The organism is Pseudomonas sp. Irchel s3f10 (assembly GCF_900187515.1).
In the GTDB taxonomy this organism is placed as follows: domain Bacteria; phylum Pseudomonadota; class Gammaproteobacteria; order Pseudomonadales; family Pseudomonadaceae; genus Aquipseudomonas; species Aquipseudomonas tensinigenes.
Genome location: NZ_FYDZ01000001.1, coordinates 478,626 through 501,796, shown reverse-complemented (window position 1 = coordinate 501,796; position 23,171 = coordinate 478,626). Strand labels below are relative to the sequence as shown.

Below are 23,171 nucleotides of genomic sequence, written 5' to 3'. Positions count from 1 at the left end.
TACAGTTTTGATCTGCGTCGGGCACTACTTAATCGAACGCTTTTTCCAGCCAGGCATCCTCGGCAATATCCAGTTCATCCCCACTGAATCGCTGCTCGGCAAACGGATCAGCGTGCAGATGAAAGCCGTTCTGCTCCCAGAAACCCGGCTGTTCCTGTTCAACAAATTCCAGCCCGCGCAGCCACTTTGCGCTCTTCCAGAAATACCGCCCCGCCACCACCAGCCGTAGCGGCCAGCCATGTTGCGCGGTCAACGGCTGGCCGGCGTAATGGGTGGCCAGCAGAGTGTCGGGGTGCAGCAGATCCTCAAGTCGCAAGTTAGTCTGGTAATCGTGGTCGGCATGGACCATGACGAACGCCGAGGCTGGCTGGAGATCGAACGCCTGCAACAGGTCCTGCAGATGCACCCCGCTCCATTCGGTGTCGAACTTCGACCAGCGCGTCACGCAATGGATGTCGCAGCGCAATTGCCGTTGCGGCAGTGCCTGTAGATCGGCGTAACGTAATTCGATTGGCTGTGCGAGCGTGCCGAACAGGCGCAGCGACCAGTTGGCGAGGTCGTATTCCGGTATTTCACCTTCGTGGAGAATTGGAAAACGCTCCGTCAGCACCTGGCCCGGGGGCAGTCGATTACCGAGCGCCGGATCGGATTTCGGGGAACGGCTTTTGCGTAAGCGTGAGGCTTTGTTATGCATAGTCACTCCATTTTCAAGGGTGCCCCCAATCCCCTGTAGGAGTGAGCCTGCTCGCGATAGCGCTGGGTCAGGCGCCAAAGATGTCGACAGACCTGACGCTATCGCGAGCAGGCTCGCTCCTACAGGGGATCGTTGTCGGTAGGAGGATCTAGTTGGCCACGGGAATCCACGACGCCCGCGCGACATTCGCGGTATCACCAAAGCTCGGAAGCTTCTGCGCCAGATCTCGAACATTCTTCACATCCAGATCCAGCAACTGCTGGCGGGTAATCAGCGTCGGCGGTACCAGTACCTGATGCCCCGGATTTTCCCCGGCAATCAACATCGCCAGGCTGCGCACACTGATCGCCCCGGCCACTTGCGGATTGACCGCCGCCGTCGCCGCCCAGGCGCTGTCAGGCTCTTTCATGATCTGAATATCGGCGGTGGAAATATCGGCGCTGTAGATCTTCACCTTGCTCGTCAGCCCTGCCTCATCGACGGCAATTTTCGCGCCTTTGGCAAACTCATCGAACGGCGCAAAAATCACGCTGATGCCCGGATTGGCGCGCAGAACGGCGCTGGCCTGATCCGCCACCGAGTTGGCGATCGGCGGATTCAGCGTGCCAAAGCGCGCCTTCTCGACGATCCCCGGATTGGCTTTCTTGACCTGACTCCAGATCTCGTCGCGGCGCTCCATCGGCGTAAAACCGCTGATGTACACGTAGCCGGCATCGAACTGCGTGCCGTTGTCCTTGACGGCTTGATCGAGAGCCAGACGCGCCAGCGCATGGTGATCCTGCTCGACCTGGGTCACTTGCGGCGTGTTTAGATCCACATCGAAGGCGACGACCTTGATGCCTTTGGCGATCGCCCGATCGATTGGTGCTTTCAGGGTTTCGGCCAGGCCGAGCTGAACGATGATGCCGTCGACGCCGAGATCGACCGCCTGATCGATCATCTCGCCCTGACTCGCCGCTTGCTGCCGGGCATCGAATACGCGCAGGTTCGCACCGAGCGCTTCGGTCTGTTTTTCCACGCCACGCAAGTACGCCTCGGGGAAGTCCCCGGAGAACAAATACCCAACCAGCGCGATCTGCACCTGACCTTTGTCGAACGGTGCGGGTGCGCCGGGCAAGGCTTTGGCCTGAGCGCTCAGTGCCATCGCCGAAAGCAACGCACCGGCGAGGCAGTGACGGGCGAATTGTGTGATTGAACCGTGCATACAACTTCCTTGCATAAAGCGGCTCAACGCGCCCGATGCGCGAGGCCGAACGTGAACATCAGGGCCAGCACCAACACCAGTCCCTTGACGAAATCCTGCGCGTAATATGGCGCGTTGAGCATGGTCAGGCCGTTGAGTAGCGCTGCCACCAGCAGCGCACCGACCAGCGTGCCGAAAGCATTGGGTTTCTTCGCACCAAGCACGGCAAAACCGATCAGCGCCGCACCGAGGGCATCCAGCACCAGACCGTTACCGGAACTGACGTCGCCGCGGCCCAAACGCGCCGCCAGCAACAATCCGCCGAGCGATGCGAGCAACGCCGAGAGCACGTAAGCCAACAATTTGAAGCGCTGCACCGGCGCACCGGCCAAGCGCGCCGCTTGCTCGTTGCCGCCGATCGCATAAAACAAACGACCAATGCGCGTGCGTTCGAGAAACAGCCATACCGCAATCGCGACCACGCTCGTGATCAACACCGGAATCGGTACCACCTCCCACAACCGCCCACGCCCCAGCGCCAGAAACGCAGCACTGAACGTACCTTCGGTCTCTTCTCCGCTGGGCAGCGTCATGCCTACCGCAATCGAGCGCCCGCCCGTGGGAATAAGTTGCACGCCGATTACCAGAAACATGCTGCCCAGCGTCGCGAGAATGTCCGGCACCCGCAACTTGACGATCAGCCAACCGTTGAGCAGGCCGACCAGCGCCCCGCCCGCCAGACTGATCAACACCGCCGGCACCGCGCCCCAGCCGAGCACGACCATCACGTAGCTGGCGATCATCAGGCTCATCGCCGCCACAGCGCCAATCGACAGATCGAGGCCGCCGACCGCCATGGTCAACGTCACGCCCAGCGCCAGCAGCGCGACAATCGACACCGATTGCAGGATGCTGAACAGGTTGCCGACGCGCAGAAATGCCGGCTCGGCCACACTGAAAAACACCACGATCAGCGCCAGCAGCCACAGCAGGCCGTAGCGGATCAACCCGTGCAACAGACGCTCGGCGCGTGCCGGCTCGGTCGATAACAGTGAACTTGAATCAGGCACTCGCTCTGCTCCTTGGCGTGGCTTGAGGGGAATGTTCGGTCACGTCGCTGCCGGCCAGTGCGGCGACCAGATCAGCACGATTGAGGCCAGCGCGTGGGTACTCGGCGACCACCGCGTGATCGCGCACCAGCAGGATGCGATCGGCAATTTCCAGCGCTTCATCGACGTCGGCGCAAATCACCAACGTCGCCCGGCCCTTGGCGCTGTCGCGCAGCAGTTGGCCGATGTCGCGGCGAGCACGCACGTCGACGCCTTGAAAGGGTTCATCGAGGATCAATACCCGCCCTTCGCCGAGCAGCCAGCGGCCGAGCACGACTTTCTGTTGATTGCCGCCCGACAGTGCGCTCATCGGCACATCGATACCGGCAGTCTTGATTCCCAGCGCTGCGACTTGCGTTTCGACCGCTGCTGCTTCAGCGCGGTTGCGGATGAAACCGCCGCGGGTAAAGCGTTCAAGAAACGGCAAAGTCAGGGTGCGACGCAAAGAGAAATCCGGCACCAACGATTGACTGGCGCGATCTTCGGCCGCGAAGAACACCCCGCTTTGAATGGCCTGACGTGGCGAGTCCGCACGCCAGTCCGCGCCATCCAGTTGCACGGGGCCCGAGGTGGCTTTACGCAGGCCGAACAGCACCTCGGCGATTTCACTTTTACCGGCGCCCAGCAGCCCGGTCAGCACCACCACTTCATTCTCGTGCAGGCTCAGATCGAACGCGGCGGAGCGCGGCAGAATTTGCATGGCGTTGAGTTTCAACACTTCGCGTCCGGCCACGCGTGGCAGGTAAACATGTTCGGCCAGCGCCTGCCCGAGCATGGCGCTCACCGCTTCCGGCAATTGCCGAGCGGTGAACTCGCCCGCGAACTGGCCATCGCGCAAAACGATGGCGCGATCCGCCACGCGTTGCAGGTCGGAGAGTCGATGGGAGATGTACAGAATCGCCACGCCGCGACTGCGCAAGGTGTCGATCAAACCAAACAAGCGCTGCGCTTCGGCATCGGAAAGCGCCGCCGTCGGCTCATCCAGAATCAGCAGGCGCGGCTGCAAAGCCAAGGCTCGAGCGAGCACCACCAATTGCCGTTCGGCCTGACCGAGATGTTCGATTGGCTGCTCCAGCGGCAAGGTCAAACCCAGCCCGGCGGCGATGCTCGCAGCGCGCTCCAGCAGGCGTTTACGATTGAGCCAGAAGTCCGCGTCCGGCTTGCACAGTTCATCGAGCAGAAGGTTTTCCGCGACGCTCAAACCCGGTGCGATGCCCTCGTTGATCTGTTGATGCACCGCGACAATACCGAAGCGCCGCGCCGACAGCGGCGAACTGAAATGGCGTGGCGCGCCCTCCAGCCAGATCTCGCCAGCGTCGGCGCTCTGGCTGCCCGCGAGAATCTTCACCAAGGTCGACTTGCCCGCGCCATTGGCACCGAGCAGCGCCACCACTTCGGCGGGATAGATGTTGAGGCTGACGGCATCCAGCGCCCGGCTCGCGCCAAATATCTTGCTCAACTCACGCACACGAATCAGTGGCTCGCGAACTATAGCGACCGGCACACTCATACAATTCCTTAGCGGCGATGCGCCAGCGAACGAACCAATCGATCACCCAGGCTTTGCACGCCTTGGACGAGGATCACCAACACCACCACCGTGGCAACCATCACTTCATTGTTGAACCGCTGATAGCCGTAACGAATCGCCAGATCACCGAGCCCGCCACCGCCGATCACCCCGGCCATCGAGGAAAACCCGATCAGCATCACCAACGTCAGAGTGATGCCTGCGAGCAACGCCGGCAGCGCTTCGGGCAACAGCACTTTGAAGATCACATGACCGATGTCGCCGCCCATGGCGAGGATCGCTTCGATGCGCCCCTTGTCGACTTCGTCCAGAGCGTTTTCGACGATGCGCGCGAAGAACGGAAACGCGCCAATGGTGATCGGCACCACGGCGGCGGTGCTGCCCAGCGTTGTGCCGACCACCAGCCGCGTCAGCGGGATCAGGGCAATCAGCATCACCACGAATGGCAGCGAACGGCCGAGGTTGACCACGCCACCCAGCACGGCATTCAAGCGTGGCATCGGCAACAGTCCGTCGCGGCGACTGATAAACAGCAACACGCCCAGCGGCAAGCCGATCAGCAGCGTGAACAGCCCCGCAAGCAAGACCATGTACAGGGTTTCACCGGTGGCGTTGAACACCAGTTGCAGGATTTCATCCCAATTGACCGTGCGGTTCATGAGTGCGCCGCCCGTACGCCGTATTGCTTGAGAAAACTCAGGCCTGGCTCAGCGTGGCCCAGCGGCAAGCCACAGGTCGGCCGCAGCGAAGCGCCCAGTTGCGATTGCGCATCAGCCAGCAGCCTTGGCACCGGCCCGGCTTCGACCAGACGCCCGTTGGCCATGAACGCAGCGTGATCGCAGATCGACTTGACCACCTCCAGTTCATGGGTGATCAGCACGATGGTCACGCCCAGTTGCCGATTGATGTCGCGCAGCAGTTCAAGGATCGACGCGGTGGTTTCCGGATCGAGCGCACTGGTGGCCTCGTCCGAGAGCAAATACGCCGGCTCAGCGGCCAAAGCGCGGGCAATGCCGACGCGCTGTTTCTGCCCGCCGGACAACTGCGAGGGAAAGGCCTGCGCCTTGTCACTCAAGCCAACCAGCTCCAGCAGTTCGCGGACCCGTACGTGGCGCCACGGTTTGCCCACCTTGGCGATCTCCAACGGCACCGCGATGTTGTCGAACACCGTGCGTGAATGCAGCAGGTTGAAGCCCTGGAAGATCATGCCGATGCGCTGGCGCTGCTGGCGCAGTTCACTGACCGACAGCGTCGTCAGGTCAACGCCATCCAGCACAATGCGTCCGCTGTCCGGTCGTTCGAGCAGATTGAGGCAACGCAGCAGCGTCGACTTGCCCGCCCCGCTACGCCCGAGAATCCCGTAGACCGCGCCGTCGGGAATGCTCAGTGAAACCTGATCGAGTGCCGGTTGCGCGGCCGAAGGATAGGTCTTGCTCAACTGCTCGACGGCGATCATGGCTTGCCGCCCGCCACCGGAATCACCGAACCGGCGAAGTTGTCGCTGATGTATTTGGCGACCTCGGGCGACGTCAGGTCCTTGGCCAGTTGCGCAATACGCGGGTCGTGTTCGAGCTTGGGTGTGGTCACCAGAATGTTGGCGTAGGGATTGTGTTCAGCCTTCTCCAGGCCCAAGGCATCCTTGGCCGGCACCAGGCCTGCGTCGAGCGCGTAGTTGCCGTTGATCACGGCCAGATCGACGTCGTCCAGCGAGCGCGGAATCTGCGGCGATTCGATCTCGAGAATCTTCAGCTGTTTCGGGTTCTCGGCGATGTCCTTGGGTGTTGCCTGATCGGCCGCAGGATCGTTGAAGCCGGGTTTGAGCTTGATCAGGCCGTTGTCCTGCAACAGGTACAGCGCGCGGCTCAGGTTGGTGACGTTGTTGGGCACGGCGACGGTGCCTTTTACCGGCACGTCGGCGAAGCTTTTGTGCCGGTGCGAGTAGATGCCCAAGGGCTCGATATGCACCGTGGCGGCCACCGCGAGTTTTTCGCCGAGGGCCTTTTCCTGGGATTTCAGGTACGGCAGGTGCTGGAAGTAATTGGCGTCGACATCACCGTGCACCAACAGCTCATTGGAGTTCACCCCGTTGGGGATCTCGATGACTTTGAGGTTCAGTTGCGGATCGATTTTCTGGATGTACGCCAGAATCTGCGCGTGAGGCACCGGGTCGGCGGCGACGCGCAACGGCTCCAGCGCCTGCGCACCGAACGACGTCACCAGCGCGCCGAGCACGGCCAGGGTCAAACCTGCTTTCTTGATCATGTGCGGAGTCCTTGAGCGAGTGATGAGTCAGGCGGATTTTCGAACGGGCGGCGGTGGCAGCAGCGCATCGGCGTAGAAGCGCTGCGCGACATCCGGATGCGAGCGCAAACGACCCTTGAGGTAGTTCCAGCCGACATCGCGAAACAACGGATTGAGCGGATCACTCGCCGGCCCGCGCGCCTCGCGCAACAGTGCGGTGGGCAGCGGATACAGCGGCACCACAGCGTCGAGTTGCGCACCGAGGAAGAACGCGACAGACAGGCGTTCACTACCCGCCGGTGGCGAAACCACGCGATGCACCGTGGCGCGTAGATAACCGTTGCTGGCCAGTTCGAGCAGTTCGCCGATGTTCACCACCAGGGTGTTCTCGCGCGGCAACGCATCGATCCAGCGGCCCTCTTCGATCTCGACCTGCAAACCGGCCTGCTGGTCTTGCAGAAGGAAGCTGAGGAAACCGGAATCCTTGTGCGCACCGACGCCCTGGTGGCTCGACTCGCTGGACTGGCCGGGATAACGCATCAGCTTGATGTGTTCGTTGGGCTTGTCGCCGTAGAGCTGATCAAACGCATCGGCCCGTAGCGACAGTGCCTGAGCAAACGCACGCAGCAGGCGCAACGACATCCGCGTCATCGCCTCCTGCCATTCGAGCAGCAAAGGTTTCAGTTGCGGCAGTGCCGCCGGCCATTGGTTGGGGCCTTGCAGCCGCTCCCAGAACGGGCTGTTCGCCGTCAATGGCAACGCCTCGCGCTCGGCGCCCAGATCGAACTGCTCACGCAGATCGGGCTGGCCACGGGTGATCTCCGAGGCGGCACGGTTGTAACCGCGAAAGTGCGGTGAATTGATCATACCGACGGCGGTTTTTTCGCTGTCGGGCAAGGCGAAGAATTGGCGAGCGTGTTCCTGTACCTGCTTGAGCAAAGCGCTGTCGATGCCGTGACCGGTCAGGTAGAAGAACCCGACGTCACGGGCGGCGTGGCGCAGGTTTTCGAGAAACTCGTAGCGCTGCTGTGCTGTGCCTTCGAACTGGGACAGGTCCAGCGTCGGTAATGCGGTGATGTCGAGGGTATGCGGCATGATTCACTCCCGTGTGAATCAAACCTGAAAAACCTGTGATCGATTCAGCGTGTGCCGTCATGGCAATCGGGGGTCTATCGGTTTGATGCGTTTTGATTCGTCGTTGCGACAAAACTAAACGATCTTAAAAATGCAGAGCCAATATCTTTTTCGCATTACCTTAGGCCTGATTTCCCCTCACCCCAGCCCTCTCCCGGAGGGAGAGGGAGCCGACCGAGGTGTCTTGCGTTATGCGCCGACCTGAAAAACCGGGTTGGATTCGGTACAAAGCATTCAGGTCGACGTAGCGCTCAAGATCATTCCGATCAGTCCCCTCACCCCAGCCCTCTCCCAGAGGGAGAGGGAGCCGACCGAGGTGTCTATCGCGATACATCGACCTGAACGACCGAGTCGATTGTGGATTCGGCACAAACTGTTCAGGTCGGCGTGATGCTTAACAACAACGCGGTCAGTCCCCTCTCCCTCTGGGAGAGGGTTAGGGTGAGGGAACCAGACGACTCGGTATCAAGCGTCCTGCAACGCACGCGGCCGTTGGCTGCGTTGTTCGGCACTGGCGTCCGGCGCCGGTTGCAACTGGAAGTCGAACTTCAGCTCGGCATAACGCCCCGACACCGCATCTTCACGGAACACCACCTCCCCGACCAACCCTTCACGGGTCGCATAGGCGAAGTCATCCCACAAATATTGATCACCCGACAGATTGATCTGCGTCGTCAGGTGCCGATGCCCCGGTGCGCTGATGAAAAAATGCACATGCGCCGGGCGCTGGCCATGGCGGCCGAGCTGGTTCAGGCATTCCTGGGTCGGCCCCTGCGGGTCGCAGCCATAGCCGGACGGCACGATACTGCGAGCGCGGTAGCGGCCCTCGGCGTCGGTAATGATGCGGCGGCGCAGGTTGTACTCTGACTGGCTCGAGTCGAAAAACGAGTAGGTGCCCTTGGTGTTGGCGTGCCACAGATCAACGGTGGCACCGGCCAATGGTTGGCCGTGAAGATCGAATACCTGGCCTTCAAGGTGCATGACGGTGGCGACGCCCTCTTCGCTGCCGTCATCCATTCGGCATTCACCCTCGCACAGGGGCGCGCCGGCTACGTACAACGGGCCTTCGATGGTGCGTGGCGTGCCGCCGGTCAAGCCGACCTGTGCGTCCTTGGCGTCCTGCAACAGGTCGAGAAAGTGCTCAAGACCGAGGCCGGCAACCAGCAGCCCTGCTTCCGAGCGAGCGCCCAAACGATTGAGGTAGTCGACGGCTTTCCAGAACTCGTCGTCGCTGATTTCGAGGTCTTCGATGATCTTGGCGCTGTCCTGCAAGATGCGCAGGACAATGGTTTTCAGCCGGGAGTTGCCGTCGTCGTTGGTAAAACCGGCGGCTTCTTTGAAGAACGATTGCAACTCGGCGGTGTGGGCAATTTTCACGGTCATGGTGGTTACCTTATCTTGTTGTTTTGTTGGCGCAGTTCTTGAGTTCCAGCACCGTCCCTTGTAGGAGTGAGCCTGCTCGCGATAGCGGTCTGCCAGTTGCCATCGATGCTGAATGAAACACCTCTATCGCGAGCAGGCTCACTCCTACAAGGACCGGGTTGGGTCAGCGGTCGTCGCTGTGGATCGACGACGGATGCCGGCACAGACCATCAACCTCAATGTCCATGTAGGGAAACAACGGCAAAAGCATCAGCGTGTCGTGCAGGGCCTCAACACTCGGCACATCGAACACGCTGTAATTGGCGTAGTGCCCGGCGATGCGCCACAGGTGCCGCCAGACGCCTTCGCGTTGCAGCCGTTGGGCCAGTTCCTTCTCGTCTGCCTTGAGCCGGGTGGCCAGCGACGGGTCCATACGGACAGGCAATTTCACGGTCATTTTTACGTGGAACAACATGCTGGTTCTCCTGATTCAGTGGCGGCGAAAACGCGCCAGACGCTCTTCATCCAGCGTCAGGCCAAGGCCTGGAGTTCGCGGGATGTGCAGGTGGAAATCGCGGTACTGCGGCGTTTCAGTGACGATGTCTTCGGTCAGCAACAACGGGCCGAACAGCTCGGTGTCCCAGGTCAGTTGCCTTAACGTTAGGAAGGCATGCGCCGAGGCCAGCGTGCCGATGGAGCCTTCGAGCATGGTGCCGCCGTACAGCGCGATGCCGGCGGCCTCGGCGATTTGTGCGGTGCGCAATACGGCGCGCGGGCCACCGTTTTTGGCGATCTTCAGGGCGAATACACTGGCAGCGCCGTCGGCCGCGAGGCTGAAAGCATCCTCGACACTTTCGATCGATTCATCGGCCATGATCGGTGCCGGGCTGCGCTGGTTCAGGCGAATCTGCCCGGAGCGGTTGACCCGCGAAATCGGCTGTTCAATCAGGTCGATACCGTTGTCACCCAGTACCTGACAGCCGCGAATCGCCTGGGATTCGTCCCAATACTGGTTAACGTCGACCCGCACACTGGCGCGCTCGCCCAAGGCTTTTTTGATCGCCACGACGTGCTTGAGGTCCTGTTCCAGCGGTTTGGCGCCGATCTTCAATTTGAAGATGCGATGGCGACGGGCTTCGAGCATCTGCTCGGCTTCGGCGATGTCGCAGGCGGTGTCGCCGCTGGCCAGAGTCCAGGCCACTTCGAGGCTGTCACGCACGCGGCCGCCGAGCAACTCGCTGACCGGCAGTCCGAGGCGCTTGCCTTGCGCATCGAGCAATGCGCTTTCGATACCGGACTTGGCGAAGGTGTTGCCCTTGGCGATCTTGTCGAGCCGCTGCATCGCCGCGTTGATGTTATTGGCGTCCATACCCACCAGCGCTGGAGCCAGATGCGCGTCGATATTGGCTTTGATGCTTTCCGGGCTTTCATAACCGTAAGCGAGGCCGCCGATGGTGGTGGCTTCACCGATGCCTTCAATACCATCGCTGCAGCGCAGGCGCAGGATCACCAGGGTCTGTTTTTGCATCGTGTGCATCGCCAGTTTGTGCGGGCGAATGGTCGGCAGATCGACGATGATCGTCGATACGCTTTCAATCAGAATTCTCTGCATGTCTGTGTCCCTTGAAAACGTGATCAACCGAGGTCGCCGCCACCGACCGGCAAAGTCACGCCGGTGATGTACGAGGCGTCATCGGAGGCCAGAAAAAGGATCGCGCCGACCTGTTCGTCGAGGCTGCCGTAGCGTTTCATCAGGCTGCTGTCGAGGGTTTGCGCGACGATTTCCTGATACCAGGCCTGCTCCTGCGCCGACGGTTCGGCGGCATTGCGCGGGATGCGCCGGGGCGGTGCTTCGGTGCCACCCGGCGCGGTGGCGTTGACGCGAATACCGCGCTCGGCGTTTTCGAAAGCCAGGCACGCGGTCAGCGCATTGATGCCGCCCTTGGCCGCGCCGTACGGCACGCGATTGACGCTGCGGGTAGCAATCGATGAAACGTTGACGATGGCGCCGCAACCTTGCTTGAGCATGTACGGCAGCGCGGCGTGGCAGCACCACAGGGTCGGGAACAGCGAGCGGCGCACTTCCGCTTCGATCTGTTCGACTTCGTAGTGCTCGAACGGCTTGGCCCAGATCGTGCCGCCGACGTTATTGATCAGGATGTCGAGTCGGCCGAAGGTGTTGATGGCTTCGGCCATGACCCGTGCACAATCGGCGTATTGCTCAAGGTCAGCAGACAGCGCGAGAACGCCCTCGCCTCGCATTTCGTGAACCAGTTCAGAGCGGTCGACGGCGACGACTTGTGCGCCTTCGTTCAGCAGGCGTTCGCACATACGACGGCCGATACCCTGCGCCGCGCCGGTGACCAGTGCGACCTTGTTGGAGAATCTGTTGTTCATGACAACCTCGAAAGAAGGGTTTCAGGCAGCCGCAGCGGCGAATTTTTCGTAGTAGAAATTCGCGGGAGTGATGCCCTGCTCGCGGATGTATTGGCTGACCGCTTCGACCATCGGCGGCGGGCCGCAGAGGTAGACGTCGACATCGCCTTCATTGAGGTGGCGCGGCTCGATGTGCTGGGTGACGTAACCCTTGAGCGGATGCGCACTCTGCGGGTTGGCCACGCAGGCACCGAAACTGAAATTGGCGATCCGTGCGGCGAAGGACTCGAGACGATCGAGTTCGACCAGATCGAAATCGTTGGTCACGCCGTAGATCAAATGTACGGGGTGCGCACTGCCCTGCTCGGCGATCTTTTCCAGCATCGCGGTGAACGGTGCCAGGCCGGTGCCGCCCGCCAACAACAGCAGCGGCCGCTTGATCTCGCGCAGGTAGAAACTGCCCAAAGGCCCCGCCAGGTTCATGCTGTCGCCGGCCTTGGCCAACCCGGTGAGAAAGCTGCTCATCAAGCCACCAGGCACGTTACGAATCAGAAAGCTGACCTCGCCGTTCTTCTGCAACGAGCTGAAGGAATAAGCGCGGCTCTGCTCACTGCCGGGCACCTGCAGGTTGACGTATTGCCCCGGCAGAAACGCCAGTTTGCTCAGCGCCTCGCCCTTGATCGACAGCGCGATTGTGCTCTCGGACAACTGCCGGACAGCGCTGATCGAGGCCTGGAAATTCGCCTGTTCGGTCTTGCACACTTGCGAGCCGGCCGGCACTCGCACGACGCAATCGCTTTCAGCACGCATCTGGCAGGTCAGCACATAACCTTGCGCCAGTTCGTCAGCACTCAAGGCATCTTCAATGAAGTTGTCGCCCATTTCGTACCGCCCGGCTTCGGCGAAACATTTGCAGGTGCCGCAGGCGCCGTCACGGCAGTCCAGCGGGATGTTGATGCCTTGGCGATACGCCGCGTCGGCCACGGTTTCATGGCCGCCAGCCTCGATGAAACGGGTGACGCCGTCTTCAAAATTAAGCGCGATCTGGAAATTCATGGTGCACCTCGCCGTGTCGACTAGATGTGGTAGATGTCGATGACCTGACGGACGTAATCGTTTTTCAGCACGACTTTCTTGGCCTTGATCAGCGGCTGTTCGCCGCGCAGATCGAGGGTGTAGAAACTGCTGCCGAAGTAGCTGTCGGTGACCTGATAACGAAAGCTCAGGGTGTGCCAGTTGAAGCGCACCAGGCACTGGTCTGCGCTGTGCTCGACGATTTCGATGTTGCTCAGGTTGTGCGAGGTGCGGGTGTCGGGAATGGTCGCGCTGGAGCGCTCGGTCTTGATCCGGAAGATGCGATCTTCGAGGCCGCCACGGTTGCCGTACCAGATCAGCGAGATTTCGCTTTGCGGGTCTTCGGTGAGGGTGTCGTTGTCGTCCCAGGCCGGCATCCAGAAGGTCGCATCGGCGGCGTACAGTTCCAGCCATTGATCCCATTGGCCGTCATCGAGATAGCGCGCTTCGCGGTAGAGAAAATCGCGCACGCTGTCGTAGCGGTTGTTCATCACACGGCCTCCACGGGGATCAGTTGTGGTTCGCTGGCAGCGGCTTTGAGCATGGTTTCCTGCCAGTACTTGTGTTGCAGCACGAACAGGCCTTCGTCTTCGGTGCGCATGCCGGAGAGCAGCGGTTTCAGGTCGATTTCTTCGGCCGCTGCGTCCGCGCCTTCAACCCAGTGGGTGGCGCCACGGGACATGTCGTTCCAGCCGCGCCCGGCGCCATAACCGGTCTGGCACGAGCGAAACTCTTCCAGATCATCCGGCGTGGCCATGCCGCTGACGTTGAAGAAGTCTTCGTACTGACGAATGCGTTTGGCTCGGGCTTCGGCGCTTTCACCTTTGGGGGCGATGCAGTAAATGGTGATTTCGGTCTTGTTGACCGAGATCGGCCGGGCGATACGGATCTGTGAGCTGAACTGATCCATCAAGTACACGTTGGGGTACAGGCACAGGTTGCGTGAGTTCTCGATCATCCAGTCGGCACGGGCCTGACCGAACTCACGGGCCAGTTCGTCGCGACGCTCGTAGGCCGGACGATCTTCGGGGTTGGCCCAGCGTGTCCAGAGCAGCAGATGGCCGTGATCGAACGAGTAAAAGCCGCCGCCCTTCTTCGCCCAACTGCCAGCGCTCATGGTCTTGATCGCCTCACCTGCTTCGCGCTGCTGGCGCTGGTTCTGGGTGGCGGCGTAGTTCCAGTGCACCGAGCTGACATGGTAGCCGTCGGCGCCATTTTCAGCGGTGAGTTTCCAATTGCCTTCGTAAATGTAAGAGCTGGAGCCGCGCAACACTTCCAGGCCTTCTGGCGACTGATCGACGATCATGTCGATGATTTTTGCCGATTCGCCCAAGTGTTCAGCAAGGGATTTCACATCGGCATTCAGACTGCCGAACAGAAAGCCGCGATAGGACTCGAAACGCGCGACTTTGGTCAGGTCATGGGAGCCTTCGCAGTTGAAACCTTGCGGGTATCCAGCCTCGCTCGGGTCTTTGACCTTGAGCAGTTTGCCACTGTTGTTGAACGTCCAGCCGTGAAACGGGCAGGTGTAGCTGGAGCGGTTGCCGGACTTGTGCCGGCACAACATGGCGCCGCGATGGCTGCAGGCATTGAGGAAGGCGTTGAGCACACCATCCTTGTTGCGCGCGATGAAGATCGGCTGGCGCCCCATGGTGGTGGTGAGAAAATCGTTGTTGTTGGGGATCTGGCTTTCGTGGGCGAGGTAAATCCAGTTGCCTTCGAAGATGTGCGCCATTTCCAGTTCGAACAGCCGCGGATCAGTGAACATCTCCCGCTTGCAGCGGTAGGCGCCCTTCTCCTTGTCTTCTTCAAGCATGGCATTGAGGTAGTCGATTCCCAGGGACATGGCCGGGGCCTCCATTGTTATTGTTCAGGCCAGGTCAGATTAGGGAGGCGATGCACGGGGCAATAGCCGAATCCTGCAGATCGCTATCCGTTTTGTGCAGGATGGCGCGGCAGATGATTCGGCGTGTTTCGGAGAGGGTTTTAGCGCTGTGTTTTAGTGGCGGCGTTTGAAGGTCTGCGACGGCAGTTCGCCGTACTGTTGGCGATAGCTTTCGGAGAAGCGACCGAGGTGCAGGAAGCCGTAGTCCAGGGCCAGTTCGGTGAGACTGCGCACCGGGCAACTTGGATCGCTGAGGCAGGTGTGGATGCGCGCCAGTTTGCGCTGGCGGATGTATTGCATCGGCGTGACGCCGAGTTGGCGTTCGAACAAAACGTACAGCGAGCGCGGGCTCATGCTCGCCTGTGCGGCCAGATGTTCGGCCGGCAAATCCAGTTTCAGATTGCGCTCGATGTAATCGACGATGCGCTCGAAGCTGACGTTCGGTGCGCTTAGGCACTCACGGCTGACATTGGTGTTCATCAGCGAGATCAGTTTGCTACCGATGATCTGCGCGTAATGCTCCTGCACCCGCAGCAACGGGTCGCTGGCCTCGGCTTCCTGACAGATCATCGCCAGCAGATTGGTGAAGCCTTCCAGCTCATCGAGCCGATAGTGATTGCGCAGGAAACGGATACCGCTTGCCGGACGCTGCCAGCGCTGCTCGTCGCACACCGATTCAAGCACGCTGACCGGCACCTTGAGGATGAATTTCTCGCAATCATCCGAGTAAGTCAGATCGACCGGATCATCCGGATTGATCAACAGCAACTCGCCCGGCACCAGATGCTGCTCGCGCTTGTGCCCGCGCCACAGGCAATTGCCTTGCAGCAGCACTTGCAGATGGTAAACGGTCTCCAGGGCCACGGAGGTCACGCGTACGCTGCCGCCATAGCTGATGCGGGCCAGATCGAGATTGGCGAGTTTGCGATGGTTGAGGCTGGCTTGCGGGTGGGCGGTTCTGGACAGGCCGATGAAGTGCTGGCCGACGTGCTGATTGACGTAGTCGGAGACGGCATAAGGGTCAGCGTGACGAAACACGCTGCTGCGATCGCTCAGCAGATGGCTGTCCATGGGAGGTGCTCGTTGTTGTCGTTATTTTGGTTTCACGGGGTTTCAGGCATCACGCGTCACAGTACGCCGGAGTGTCAGGGTGGGCAATTGGACGAAGGTTTGGGTACTCGATAATCGAACACTTTTTGTGGATTACAGAGTGTGTTTGAACAACGCCTACACTTGCCGAAGAAATGCCCTACACGCCAAAAAAACCCGATAAAGAAAAATCCTACTTATGACAGTTTTATAAAACAAAAAAAGCCCGCTTCAGTCGAAACTGGAACGGGCTTCCCCCACCTCAACGGCCGTTACTTCAGGTCGTCAAAGTGGTCTCGCAGGAACTCGTAAAAGCGAAATGCTTTAAACAATCTCCATACAAGGCTCAGCGTACGCAGCAAAAGCTTCATACGTTTCGGCCTCCAGGGCTGGGGGCCAAACCTCCGGCAAACTTACCGGATCATGCTTGCCTTCAGCCTGCACGTTAAAGCAGCTAGTGAGGCGGCCGGTTGAAATCCCTCCGAAACATCATTCCGGCACGGGTGCAAAACCGTGTCAAAGGGCATGAAACCGTTTAGTCACCAGCCTGGCCTCACCGCTGCTCGAACAAGTGAGCGCCCGCATCATAACCTTCATTCAAAGGCTTTCAGGAAAAGTAATTTTCTGTTTTGTTAACCATTATTTCTGCCAGCTTTTTCTGGAAATGAAATAGCACAAACAACCAGCTTCATACGAACTTTAACCTTGCAAGGGGGCACAAAGACTCCTACCATGAGCGAACGTTAAAGCAGCTAGTGAAGCAACAAACCTCGGTCGCAACCCAAGGTTTACAAAAGAACCGCCCCGCAAAGGCGGTTTTTTTTTCGTCTGCCTTTTCACTGCACCCACCGATGAAAATCAGATCACAACGCCCGCGCCCACGTCTGACTCACCAGATCCTTGCCAAAGCTGTGAACCGCTTCTTCCTCCACCAGTTCAAACCCGGCCTGCTGATAAATCTTGCGTGCAGCCGTCAGGTTGCTGGTCGTCCACAGGGTCATTTTCTGGTAGCCAATCTGCCGGGCAAAGCGCAGGCACTCCTCGACCAGACGACTGCCAATGCCCAAGCCCCGCGCGCTGGCGTCGACGTAGAGCATGCGCAGTTTGGCAGTGGTGGCGTCCTGGCGGACGATGAACACGGAGCCGATGACCTTGCCGTCCTTTTCCGCAATCCAGCAGCGCTCGCTCGTCGGGTCGTAATCACGCAGGTACTTGGCGACCACCTCCGCCACCAACACCTCGAACTCCGCGTTCCAACCGTATTCGCGGGTGTAGAGTGCCGCTTGTTGTTGCATCACCGTGCCCATGTCGCCGGGCTGCGGATCGCGCAACAGGTAAGTTGAATCCTTGCTGCCCTCCAGCAGTGCCTGGATCAGCGTCATGGCGCCGATCAGTTGTTTTTGCTGCGGTTCAGGCAATCGCTCGAGCATGGCGACGATCTGTTCGCGGGAAGCCTTTTCCAGCGGGACCAGAATTTCGCGCCCGATGTCAGTGAGGTGCAATTGTGCAGCACGGGCATCCGTGGGTGACGGGACTTTTTGGATCAGGCCGCGCTTTTCGAAACCGCTGATGATGCGGCTCATATAACCGGCGTCGAGGCCGAGCATCTGGCGCAGATCAGCGCTGGTCAGGTCACCACGCGAGGCGAGTTCATACAAAATGCGCAGCTCAGTCAGCGAGTAATCGCTTTGCAGCAGATGCTCCTGCAGTACGCCGATCTGATGGGTGTAGAAGCGGTTGAAGCCGCGCACAACGTCGGCTTGTTCGAGGAGATGGCTGCTGGACATGGCAGATACTCAAGTAGTTGCTTAAGGCAACTATATATTTGCCTGAAGCAACCATGTCAACAGAAAGCTATTTGCATTTGGCCAAGACCACCTGACAGGTATCCGGCGTGCCTCCAGACCGACCGGCATAGCGGATGCAGTTGTTCATCGACTTCTGCCGAGCCATGTTCAAACTGGAGCCCCAGGCCAGACCGCCCTCGCCGACCGACGGCAAGGCTTTGGCGTAGCAGGCATCGCCAACACCCGACGGTGGATAGTGTTTTCGGCTGGAACAGCCTGCGTTAAACGTCAGGCTGAGGCCGATCAGGGTAAGCATGCCCCAGAGCGAGCATCGGTTGAGCATCGTATTTCACCTGCCGCCAAAGGGGTCGTGACCTACAGAGTCTAGCCCCCTCACCTGCACAAATCTTCTAAACGCCCTTCACCATTGCGCGGTATTTTATGGAGCCGCACCTTTTAACGCCGAACACTGGAGACTTCGTGGATAAACGCAACTGGATCGATCTTTCCCAGGATGTCGACACCGGGATTGAATCGATTCGCGCTCACTTTGAGGGCCATGCCTACGATCCGCACTGGCATGACAGTTTCCTCGTCGGCGTCACCGAGCAAGGTGTGCAGCAGTTCAATTGCCGCCGCGTGCGCCATCGCAGTACGCCGGGCAACGTGTTCCTGCTGGAGCCGGGGGAAATCCACGATGGGCAAGCGCCGACCGAGGAAGGTTTTACCTATTCGATGCTCTACCTCGATCCGCACTGGCTGGAGCGTGAAATGCACGCGCTGTTCGAAGACGCCCCGGCCGACAGCCAGCCCGGTTTTGCCGACACGCTGAGTCAGGATCCGCGTCTGGCCACAGCGATCAGTCAAGCCTTCCATGCGCTGCATGACGGCGATCTGCGCATCGTCCGGCAGACCGCCGTCGATGGTTTGCTGAGCTCGCTCACGCGCCATCTCGACTGGCGCAAGCGCCAGGTTTTCGATCCGCGCCTGCCATTGGTGGCGCAACTGGCGCGGGATTATCTGCACGCGCACACCTATGAAGATATCGGTCTCGATGATCTCGCGCGGATCTGCGGGGTAGACCGTTTTCGTCTCAGCCGCGCCTTCAAGTCTGCTTTTGGCCTGGCGCCCCACGCGTATCTGATCCAGTTACGGCTGGCCAAGGCGCGGCAGTTGCTGGCCCGGGGTGAAACGCCGGCGCAGGTCGCCAGCGTGCTCGGTTTTGCTGACCAGAGTCATCTGGGCCGCTGGTTCCGCCGCGCCTACCAGCTTACCCCCGCCGACTACCGCAAGCGCTGCTCAAACCTTCCAGACTGATCCACAACGGCTGGCGATCATGGCTTCCTGTGTTTACTTCCAAGGAATCCGCCCATGGCGTCATTATTGCCCTTCCTGCTGTTTGCTTTCGTTGCCTCGATCACGCCGGGGCCGACCAATATTCTGGTGCTGAGCCACAGTTCGCGCCAAGGCTTGCTCGCCACATTGCCGATCATTTTTGGTGCCTGCGCGGCGGCGGCACTGATTGTATTGGTGGTCGGCCTCGGTGCCGGCGAAACCTTGCTGCGCTACCCGCGCGTGCAGCAAGCGATGGCCTGGGGCGGTGTGCTCTGGTTGAGCTGGCTGGCGTGGCAGATCTTTCGCAGTGCGCCGCCGTCGCTGGACCCGACGGATACGCAGGAAGAGGGTTTCAGCGTGCTCGGCGCGGCGATGCTGCAACTGGTCAACCCCAAAGTGTGGATGATGGCTGTGGCGGTGGTCAGCGTGTTTGTCGGCGGTGGTGACAAGACCCTGCGGCTGCTGGTGTTGTCGCTGGCGTTTCTGCTGGTGTCGTTGCCATGCATGACGTTGTGGGCGTTGCTGGGTGTGGGCAGTGCGCGATTGATGGGGTCGCCGAAAGCGTTCAAGCGGATGAACGCGACGCTTGCCTTGTTACTGCTGCTCTCGGCATGGCTGACCATCCTGAAATAACTCCACTGTAGGAGCTGCCGAAGGCTGCGATCTGTTGATCTTGATCTTAAAAAACAGAATCAAAAGATCGCAGCCTTCGGCAGCTCCTACATAGCGCTTCAATACCATTTCATCAGGGTGAGGTGGCCTGCCGATACTCGCGCGGAGTAAACCCGGTAGACGCCTTGAACTGGCGGGTGAAAGCGCTGTGATCGGTGTAGCCGCATTGCAGCGCCACATCGGTAATCGGCAGGTCGGTGTGTAGCAAGCGGTGCGCGTGTTCGAGGCGCACTTTCTGGATCATCTGCCGTGGCGTCAGGTGGAACACCCGTTTGCAGTAACGCTCCAGTTGCGCGACTGAAATACCGGCGATGCGGGTCAGTTCACCGAGGGTCACGCGTCGATTGAAATTCGCGCGGATGTGCTCATCGACTGCCGCCAGCCGCTCGAATGCCGGGTGCGTTTCACTGGCCGATTGCAGGTCCACGGAAATCCCCGCCAGGCCAATGATCACGCCGTCACGGTTGTACAGCGGCTGCTTGTGCGTCAGGCACCAACCCGGTTCACGACTGCCGTACAGATGCAACTCCAGTTGATCCTCCAGCACAAAGCCCTCCTCCAGCACCTTGCGATCCTGCTCGGTGTAGCCTGGCCCGAGTTGCGCCGGGAACACCTGCGCGCTGGTCTTGCCCAGTAACGGACGCAAATCCTTCAAGCCACAGCGCTGCACCAGCGTGCGATTCGCGAGCACGTAACGGGCCTGCACATCCTTGATGAAAATCGCCGCGTTAGGGATCACATCGAGCATCGGCAACAACAGCGCCGCACCGGCCAACAACTCCTCCAGTGTCTGCGGACGATGCCCATCAACGCCTTGAGACAGGATCGAAAACGCCTGTTGCATCAAAGATTCCTCTCGTAACGTGGATGGACGAAGCGCCCGCCATGCGGCCTTCGCGTGCAGATTGCAGCATCGCTCAAGACCTGTCGAGGGCCACGTTTCACCAGTGCGATTGTGCTGATTTCGTCATCGAAGCCACCGCAAAACATCAATCGCCACACCATCGATGAGTTCAAAGTCTGGCCGTCCCAGTGACACAACTGCCTATCCAATAACTCACAAGAAGGCGATGCCATGTCAGGCCAAGGCAAGTTCAAAAAACAGCTTTCACTGATCGACCTCACATTTATCGGGCTCGGGGCGATCTTCGGTTCCGGCTGGTTGTTCGCGGCCAGTCATGTGTCCGCCATTGCCGGGCCGGCGGGGATTTTCTCCTGGCTGCTGGGTGGTTTTGCCGTGTTGTTGCTGGGCATCGTCTATTGCGAGCTGGGCGCGGCATTACCGCGTGCCGGCGGCGTTGTGCGCTATCCGGTTTACTCCCACGGGCCGCTGCTCGGCTACTTGATGGGCTTCATCACTCTGATCGCATTTTCCAGTCTGGTGGCGATTGAAGTGGTTGCCTCGCGCCAATACGCGGCGGCATGGTTTCCCGAGCTGACCAAGGCTGGTTCTGGCGATCCGACGATTCTCGGCTGGCTGGTGCAGTTCGGGCTGTTGTGCGTGTTTTTCCTGCTCAACTACCGCAGCGTGAAAACCTTCGCCAAGGCCAACAATCTGGTCAGCGTGTTCAAGTTCATCGTGCCGCTGCTGGTGATCGGCGTGCTGTTCACCTTCTTCAAACCGGCGAATTTCCAAGTACAAGGTTTCGCCCCGTTCGGCTTGTCCGGTATCGAAATGGCGGTGTCGGCGGGCGGTGTGATTTTCGCTTACCTGGGGCTGACGCCGATCATCTCGGTGGCCAGTGAAGTGAAGAATCCACAGCGCACCATTCCCATCGCACTGATCCTCTCGGTGCTGCTGTCGACGTTGATTTACGTGCTGCTGCAAATGGCCTTTCTCGGCAGCATCCCGACCGAAATGCTCGCCAATGGCTGGGCCGGTATCAGCAAGGAATTTTCCCTGCCGTACCGCGACATCGCCTTGGCACTCGGTGTGGGCTGGCTGGCGTATCTGGTGGTCGCCGATGCGGTGATCTCGCCGAGCGGCTGCGGCAACATCTACATGAACGCCACCCCGCGAGTGATCTATGGCTGGGCGCAGACCGGCACCTTCTTCAAAGTCTTCACCCACATCGATGAAAAGTCCGGCATTCCGCGTCCGGCGCTGTGGCTGACCTTTGCCCTGTCGGTGTTCTGGACCCTGCCGTTCCCGTCGTGGGAAGCGCTGATCAACGTGGTTTCCGCTGCGCTGGTGTTGAGCTACGCCGTAGCCCCTGTGACCGTGGCCGCGCTGCGCCGTAATGCGCCAGACATGCCACGGCCGTTCCGGGTCAAATGCATGGGCGTGCTCGGGCCGGTGTCATTCATCATCGCCGCGCTGATTGTCTACTGGTCGGGCTGGAACACTGTGTCGTGGCTGCTCGGCCTGCAAATCCTGATGTTCGTTGTGTATCTGCTGTGCGGTCGTTTTGTGCCGAGCGCTCACCTCAATCTGGCCAGCCAAGTGCGCTCCTCGGCGTGGTTGATCGCCTTCTACGCGGTGACCATCGTGCTGTCGAAGCTCGGCACCTTTGGCGGCCTCGGCATCCTCGCACACCCGTTCGACACCATCGGCGTCGCTGCTTGCGCCACCGGCATTTATTACTGGGGCGCCGCGACCGGCGTGCCGGCGCATCTGCTGCGTCTGGAAGAGGACGACGAGGAAAGCGAAGTCGCCGCCCACGCCTCGACCGTGTCTGCGCGCCCTGCCGGCGCCTACTGAAATCACCTAAAGGAATCTATCCATGAAAAAACTACACGTCATTGATTCCCACACCGGCGGTGAACCCACGCGTCTGGTGATGACAGGCTTCCCCGATCTGCCCGGCAACAGCATGGTGGAAAAACGCGATGCGCTGCGCACTCAGCATGATCAATGGCGCCGCGCCTGCCTGCTGGAGCCCCGTGGCAATGATGTACTGGTCGGCGCGTTGTATTGCGCGCCGGTCTCGCCGGACGCCACGTGCGGGGTGATTTTCTTCAACAACGCCGGTTATCTGGGCATGTGCGGCCACGGAACGATTGGTCTGATCAACTCGTTGCAGTACCTGGGGAAAATCGAACCGGGCGTGCACAAGATCGACACCCCGGTCGGCCCGGTCAGCGCCACTTTGCATGGCGACGGAACCGTCACCTTGGGCAACGTCCCCGCTTATCGCCACCGCAAACAGGTACCGGTGGATGTGCCGGGTTACGGCCGCGTGTTGGGCGATATCGCCTATGGCGGCAACTGGTTCTTCCTCGTCTCCGAGCACGGTCAGACGCTGACGATGGACAACGTCGAACACCTCACGGCGTACACCTGGGCGATGCTCAAAGCCCTCGAAGACCAAGGCATTTTCGGCGAAGACGGTGCCGTCATCGATCACATCGAACTGTTCGCCGATGACGATCGGGCCGACAGCCGCAACTTCGTCATGTGCCCTGGCAAAGCCTACGACCGCTCCCCTTGCGGCACCGGCACCAGCGCCAAACTCGCCTGCCTTGCGGCCGACGAAAAACTGCAACCCGGCGCAACCTGGGTGCAGGCGAGCATCACCGGCAGCCAGTTCGAAGGCCGCTTTGAATGGCATGGCGAACGCATCCGCCCGTTCATCACCGGCCGTGCCTACATGACCGCCGACAGCACGTTGCTGATCGACGAAGCAGACCCGTTCGCGTGGGGCATCTGAGCCGCCGCGCTGACTTTTCACCTCAATTTGAACGATGTGCCAAGGAGTT

The 23,171-nt window shown here is 60.1% G+C and carries 23 protein-coding genes; 4 read left to right on the top strand and 19 right to left on the bottom strand.

Annotation, left to right across the window (positions count from 1 at the left end):
* Nucleotides 1–28: 28 nt before the first annotated feature.
* The 18 genes from CKW17_RS02200 to CKW17_RS02115 form a co-directional block, all read right to left on the bottom strand.
* A complete protein-coding gene (locus CKW17_RS02200; RefSeq protein WP_095118500.1) occupies nucleotides 29–694 on the bottom strand; it encodes a sulfite oxidase-like oxidoreductase in 666 nt (221 codons plus the stop codon).
* Nucleotides 695–842: 148 nt separating this feature from the next.
* Nucleotides 843–1,898, bottom strand: coding sequence for a substrate-binding domain-containing protein (locus CKW17_RS02195; protein WP_095118499.1), 1,056 nt, complete (start codon nucleotides 1,896–1,898; stop codon nucleotides 843–845).
* A gap of 23 nt (nucleotides 1,899–1,921) precedes the next feature.
* Complete coding sequence (locus tag CKW17_RS02190; RefSeq protein ID WP_077572501.1) at nucleotides 1,922–2,947, bottom strand: ABC transporter permease; 1,026 nt, start codon at nucleotides 2,945–2,947, stop codon at nucleotides 1,922–1,924.
* On the bottom strand, nucleotides 2,940–4,496 hold the full coding sequence (locus CKW17_RS02185) for a sugar ABC transporter ATP-binding protein (RefSeq protein WP_095118498.1): 1,557 nt from the start codon (nucleotides 4,494–4,496) through the stop codon (nucleotides 2,940–2,942). Before CKW17_RS02185 ends, CKW17_RS02190 begins: the two co-directional genes overlap by 8 nt.
* An 8-nt stretch (nucleotides 4,497–4,504) precedes the next feature.
* Nucleotides 4,505–5,176 (bottom strand): methionine ABC transporter permease, encoded by a 672-nt coding sequence (locus tag CKW17_RS02180; protein ID WP_007950374.1) that lies wholly within the window; start codon nucleotides 5,174–5,176, stop codon nucleotides 4,505–4,507.
* Nucleotides 5,173–5,973, bottom strand: coding sequence for a methionine ABC transporter ATP-binding protein (locus tag CKW17_RS02175; protein WP_095118497.1), 801 nt, complete (start codon nucleotides 5,971–5,973; stop codon nucleotides 5,173–5,175). Before CKW17_RS02175 ends, CKW17_RS02180 begins: the two co-directional genes overlap by 4 nt.
* A complete protein-coding gene (locus CKW17_RS02170; RefSeq protein ID WP_038365769.1) occupies nucleotides 5,970–6,779 on the bottom strand; it encodes a MetQ/NlpA family ABC transporter substrate-binding protein in 810 nt (269 codons plus the stop codon). The genes CKW17_RS02175 and CKW17_RS02170 overlap by 4 nt, the downstream gene beginning before the upstream one ends.
* 27 nt (nucleotides 6,780–6,806) lie before the next feature.
* Nucleotides 6,807–7,853, bottom strand: coding sequence for an isopenicillin N synthase family oxygenase (locus CKW17_RS02165; RefSeq protein WP_095118496.1), 1,047 nt, complete (start codon nucleotides 7,851–7,853; stop codon nucleotides 6,807–6,809).
* A 504-nt stretch (nucleotides 7,854–8,357) separates the two neighbouring features.
* The gene (gene catA / locus CKW17_RS02160) at nucleotides 8,358–9,275 is read right to left on the bottom strand and encodes a catechol 1,2-dioxygenase (RefSeq protein ID WP_095118495.1); all 918 of its coding nucleotides are present in this window, start codon (nucleotides 9,273–9,275) and stop codon (nucleotides 8,358–8,360) included.
* Nucleotides 9,276–9,438: 163 nt separating this feature from the next.
* A complete protein-coding gene (gene catC, locus CKW17_RS02155) occupies nucleotides 9,439–9,729 on the bottom strand; it encodes a muconolactone Delta-isomerase (protein ID WP_095118494.1) in 291 nt (96 codons plus the stop codon).
* A 15-nt stretch (nucleotides 9,730–9,744) separates the two neighbouring features.
* The gene (locus CKW17_RS02150) at nucleotides 9,745–10,866 is read right to left on the bottom strand and encodes a muconate cycloisomerase family protein (RefSeq protein ID WP_095118493.1); all 1,122 of its coding nucleotides are present in this window, start codon (nucleotides 10,864–10,866) and stop codon (nucleotides 9,745–9,747) included.
* Nucleotides 10,867–10,889: 23 nt separating this feature from the next.
* Nucleotides 10,890–11,651, bottom strand: a complete 762-nt coding sequence (locus CKW17_RS02145; RefSeq protein ID WP_095118492.1) for a 1,6-dihydroxycyclohexa-2,4-diene-1-carboxylate dehydrogenase — start codon at nucleotides 11,649–11,651, stop codon at nucleotides 10,890–10,892.
* 21 nt (nucleotides 11,652–11,672) lie between these two features.
* The gene (gene benC / locus CKW17_RS02140; RefSeq protein ID WP_095118491.1) at nucleotides 11,673–12,686 is read right to left on the bottom strand and encodes a benzoate 1,2-dioxygenase electron transfer component BenC; all 1,014 of its coding nucleotides are present in this window, start codon (nucleotides 12,684–12,686) and stop codon (nucleotides 11,673–11,675) included.
* Between the two features lie 20 nt (nucleotides 12,687–12,706).
* A complete protein-coding gene (gene benB / locus CKW17_RS02135) occupies nucleotides 12,707–13,195 on the bottom strand; it encodes a benzoate 1,2-dioxygenase small subunit (protein ID WP_095118490.1) in 489 nt (162 codons plus the stop codon).
* The gene (benA, locus tag CKW17_RS02130) at nucleotides 13,195–14,550 is read right to left on the bottom strand and encodes a benzoate 1,2-dioxygenase large subunit (protein WP_095118489.1); all 1,356 of its coding nucleotides are present in this window, start codon (nucleotides 14,548–14,550) and stop codon (nucleotides 13,195–13,197) included. Before benA ends, benB begins: the two co-directional genes overlap by 1 nt.
* A gap of 153 nt (nucleotides 14,551–14,703) precedes the next feature.
* Nucleotides 14,704–15,660, bottom strand: a complete 957-nt coding sequence (locus CKW17_RS02125; protein WP_095118488.1) for an AraC family transcriptional regulator — start codon at nucleotides 15,658–15,660, stop codon at nucleotides 14,704–14,706.
* Nucleotides 15,661–16,541: 881 nt separating this feature from the next.
* Nucleotides 16,542–17,465, bottom strand: a complete 924-nt coding sequence (locus CKW17_RS02120; RefSeq protein ID WP_095118487.1) for a helix-turn-helix domain-containing GNAT family N-acetyltransferase — start codon at nucleotides 17,463–17,465, stop codon at nucleotides 16,542–16,544.
* A 67-nt stretch (nucleotides 17,466–17,532) separates the two neighbouring features.
* On the bottom strand, nucleotides 17,533–17,808 hold the full coding sequence (locus CKW17_RS02115; protein WP_095118486.1) for a hypothetical protein: 276 nt from the start codon (nucleotides 17,806–17,808) through the stop codon (nucleotides 17,533–17,535).
* 137 nt (nucleotides 17,809–17,945) lie between these two features.
* Between CKW17_RS02115 and CKW17_RS02110 the strand changes: the two genes are divergently transcribed.
* Both CKW17_RS02110 and CKW17_RS02105 read left to right on the top strand, forming a co-directional pair.
* Complete coding sequence (locus CKW17_RS02110; protein WP_095118485.1) at nucleotides 17,946–18,782, top strand: AraC family transcriptional regulator; 837 nt, start codon at nucleotides 17,946–17,948, stop codon at nucleotides 18,780–18,782.
* Nucleotides 18,783–18,836: 54 nt separating this feature from the next.
* Nucleotides 18,837–19,433 carry a LysE family translocator gene (locus CKW17_RS02105; protein ID WP_095118484.1) on the top strand — a complete coding sequence of 199 codons (597 nt, stop codon included), beginning with the start codon at nucleotides 18,837–18,839 and terminating at the stop codon, nucleotides 19,431–19,433.
* Between the two features lie 112 nt (nucleotides 19,434–19,545).
* On the opposite strand, the gene CKW17_RS02100 is transcribed toward CKW17_RS02105, so the two are convergent.
* Entirely contained in the window at nucleotides 19,546–20,316 is a 771-nt protein-coding gene (locus tag CKW17_RS02100; RefSeq protein WP_095118483.1) for an AraC family transcriptional regulator, read from the bottom strand.
* A gap of 231 nt (nucleotides 20,317–20,547) precedes the next feature.
* Between CKW17_RS02100 and CKW17_RS02095 the strand changes: the two genes are divergently transcribed.
* Both CKW17_RS02095 and CKW17_RS02090 read left to right on the top strand, forming a co-directional pair.
* On the top strand, nucleotides 20,548–22,173 hold the full coding sequence (locus tag CKW17_RS02095; protein WP_095118482.1) for an APC family permease: 1,626 nt from the start codon (nucleotides 20,548–20,550) through the stop codon (nucleotides 22,171–22,173).
* A gap of 22 nt (nucleotides 22,174–22,195) precedes the next feature.
* A complete protein-coding gene (locus tag CKW17_RS02090) occupies nucleotides 22,196–23,122 on the top strand; it encodes a 4-hydroxyproline epimerase (RefSeq protein WP_095118481.1) in 927 nt (308 codons plus the stop codon).
* The last annotated feature ends 49 nt before the right edge of the window (nucleotides 23,123–23,171 follow it).

Coding starts and splice junctions, on each gene's coding strand:
- CKW17_RS02200 (WP_095118500.1), bottom strand. CDS start 694: ATGCATAACAAAGCCTCACGCTTACGCAAAAGCCGTTCCCCGAAATCC.
- CKW17_RS02195 (WP_095118499.1), bottom strand. CDS start 1,898: ATGCACGGTTCAATCACACAATTCGCCCGTCACTGCCTCGCCGGTGCG.
- CKW17_RS02185 (WP_095118498.1), bottom strand. CDS start 4,496: ATGAGTGTGCCGGTCGCTATAGTTCGCGAGCCACTGATTCGTGTGCGT.
- CKW17_RS02180 (WP_007950374.1), bottom strand. CDS start 5,176: ATGAACCGCACGGTCAATTGGGATGAAATCCTGCAACTGGTGTTCAAC.
- CKW17_RS02175 (WP_095118497.1), bottom strand. CDS start 5,973: ATGATCGCCGTCGAGCAGTTGAGCAAGACCTATCCTTCGGCCGCGCAA.
- CKW17_RS02170 (WP_038365769.1), bottom strand. CDS start 6,779: ATGATCAAGAAAGCAGGTTTGACCCTGGCCGTGCTCGGCGCGCTGGTG.
- CKW17_RS02165 (WP_095118496.1), bottom strand. CDS start 7,853: ATGCCGCATACCCTCGACATCACCGCATTACCGACGCTGGACCTGTCC.
- catA (WP_095118495.1), bottom strand. CDS start 9,275: ATGACCGTGAAAATTGCCCACACCGCCGAGTTGCAATCGTTCTTCAAA.
- catC (WP_095118494.1), bottom strand. CDS start 9,729: ATGTTGTTCCACGTAAAAATGACCGTGAAATTGCCTGTCCGTATGGAC.
- CKW17_RS02150 (WP_095118493.1), bottom strand. CDS start 10,866: ATGCAGAGAATTCTGATTGAAAGCGTATCGACGATCATCGTCGATCTG.
- CKW17_RS02145 (WP_095118492.1), bottom strand. CDS start 11,651: ATGAACAACAGATTCTCCAACAAGGTCGCACTGGTCACCGGCGCGGCG.
- benC (WP_095118491.1), bottom strand. CDS start 12,686: ATGAATTTCCAGATCGCGCTTAATTTTGAAGACGGCGTCACCCGTTTC.
- benB (WP_095118490.1), bottom strand. CDS start 13,195: ATGAACAACCGCTACGACAGCGTGCGCGATTTTCTCTACCGCGAAGCG.
- benA (WP_095118489.1), bottom strand. CDS start 14,550: ATGTCCCTGGGAATCGACTACCTCAATGCCATGCTTGAAGAAGACAAG.
- CKW17_RS02125 (WP_095118488.1), bottom strand. CDS start 15,660: ATGGACAGCCATCTGCTGAGCGATCGCAGCAGCGTGTTTCGTCACGCT.
- CKW17_RS02120 (WP_095118487.1), bottom strand. CDS start 17,465: ATGTCCAGCAGCCATCTCCTCGAACAAGCCGACGTTGTGCGCGGCTTC.
- CKW17_RS02115 (WP_095118486.1), bottom strand. CDS start 17,808: ATGCTCAACCGATGCTCGCTCTGGGGCATGCTTACCCTGATCGGCCTC.
- CKW17_RS02105 (WP_095118484.1), top strand. CDS start 18,837: ATGGCGTCATTATTGCCCTTCCTGCTGTTTGCTTTCGTTGCCTCGATC.
- CKW17_RS02100 (WP_095118483.1), bottom strand. CDS start 20,316: ATGCAACAGGCGTTTTCGATCCTGTCTCAAGGCGTTGATGGGCATCGT.
- CKW17_RS02095 (WP_095118482.1), top strand. CDS start 20,548: ATGTCAGGCCAAGGCAAGTTCAAAAAACAGCTTTCACTGATCGACCTC.
- CKW17_RS02090 (WP_095118481.1), top strand. CDS start 22,196: ATGAAAAAACTACACGTCATTGATTCCCACACCGGCGGTGAACCCACG.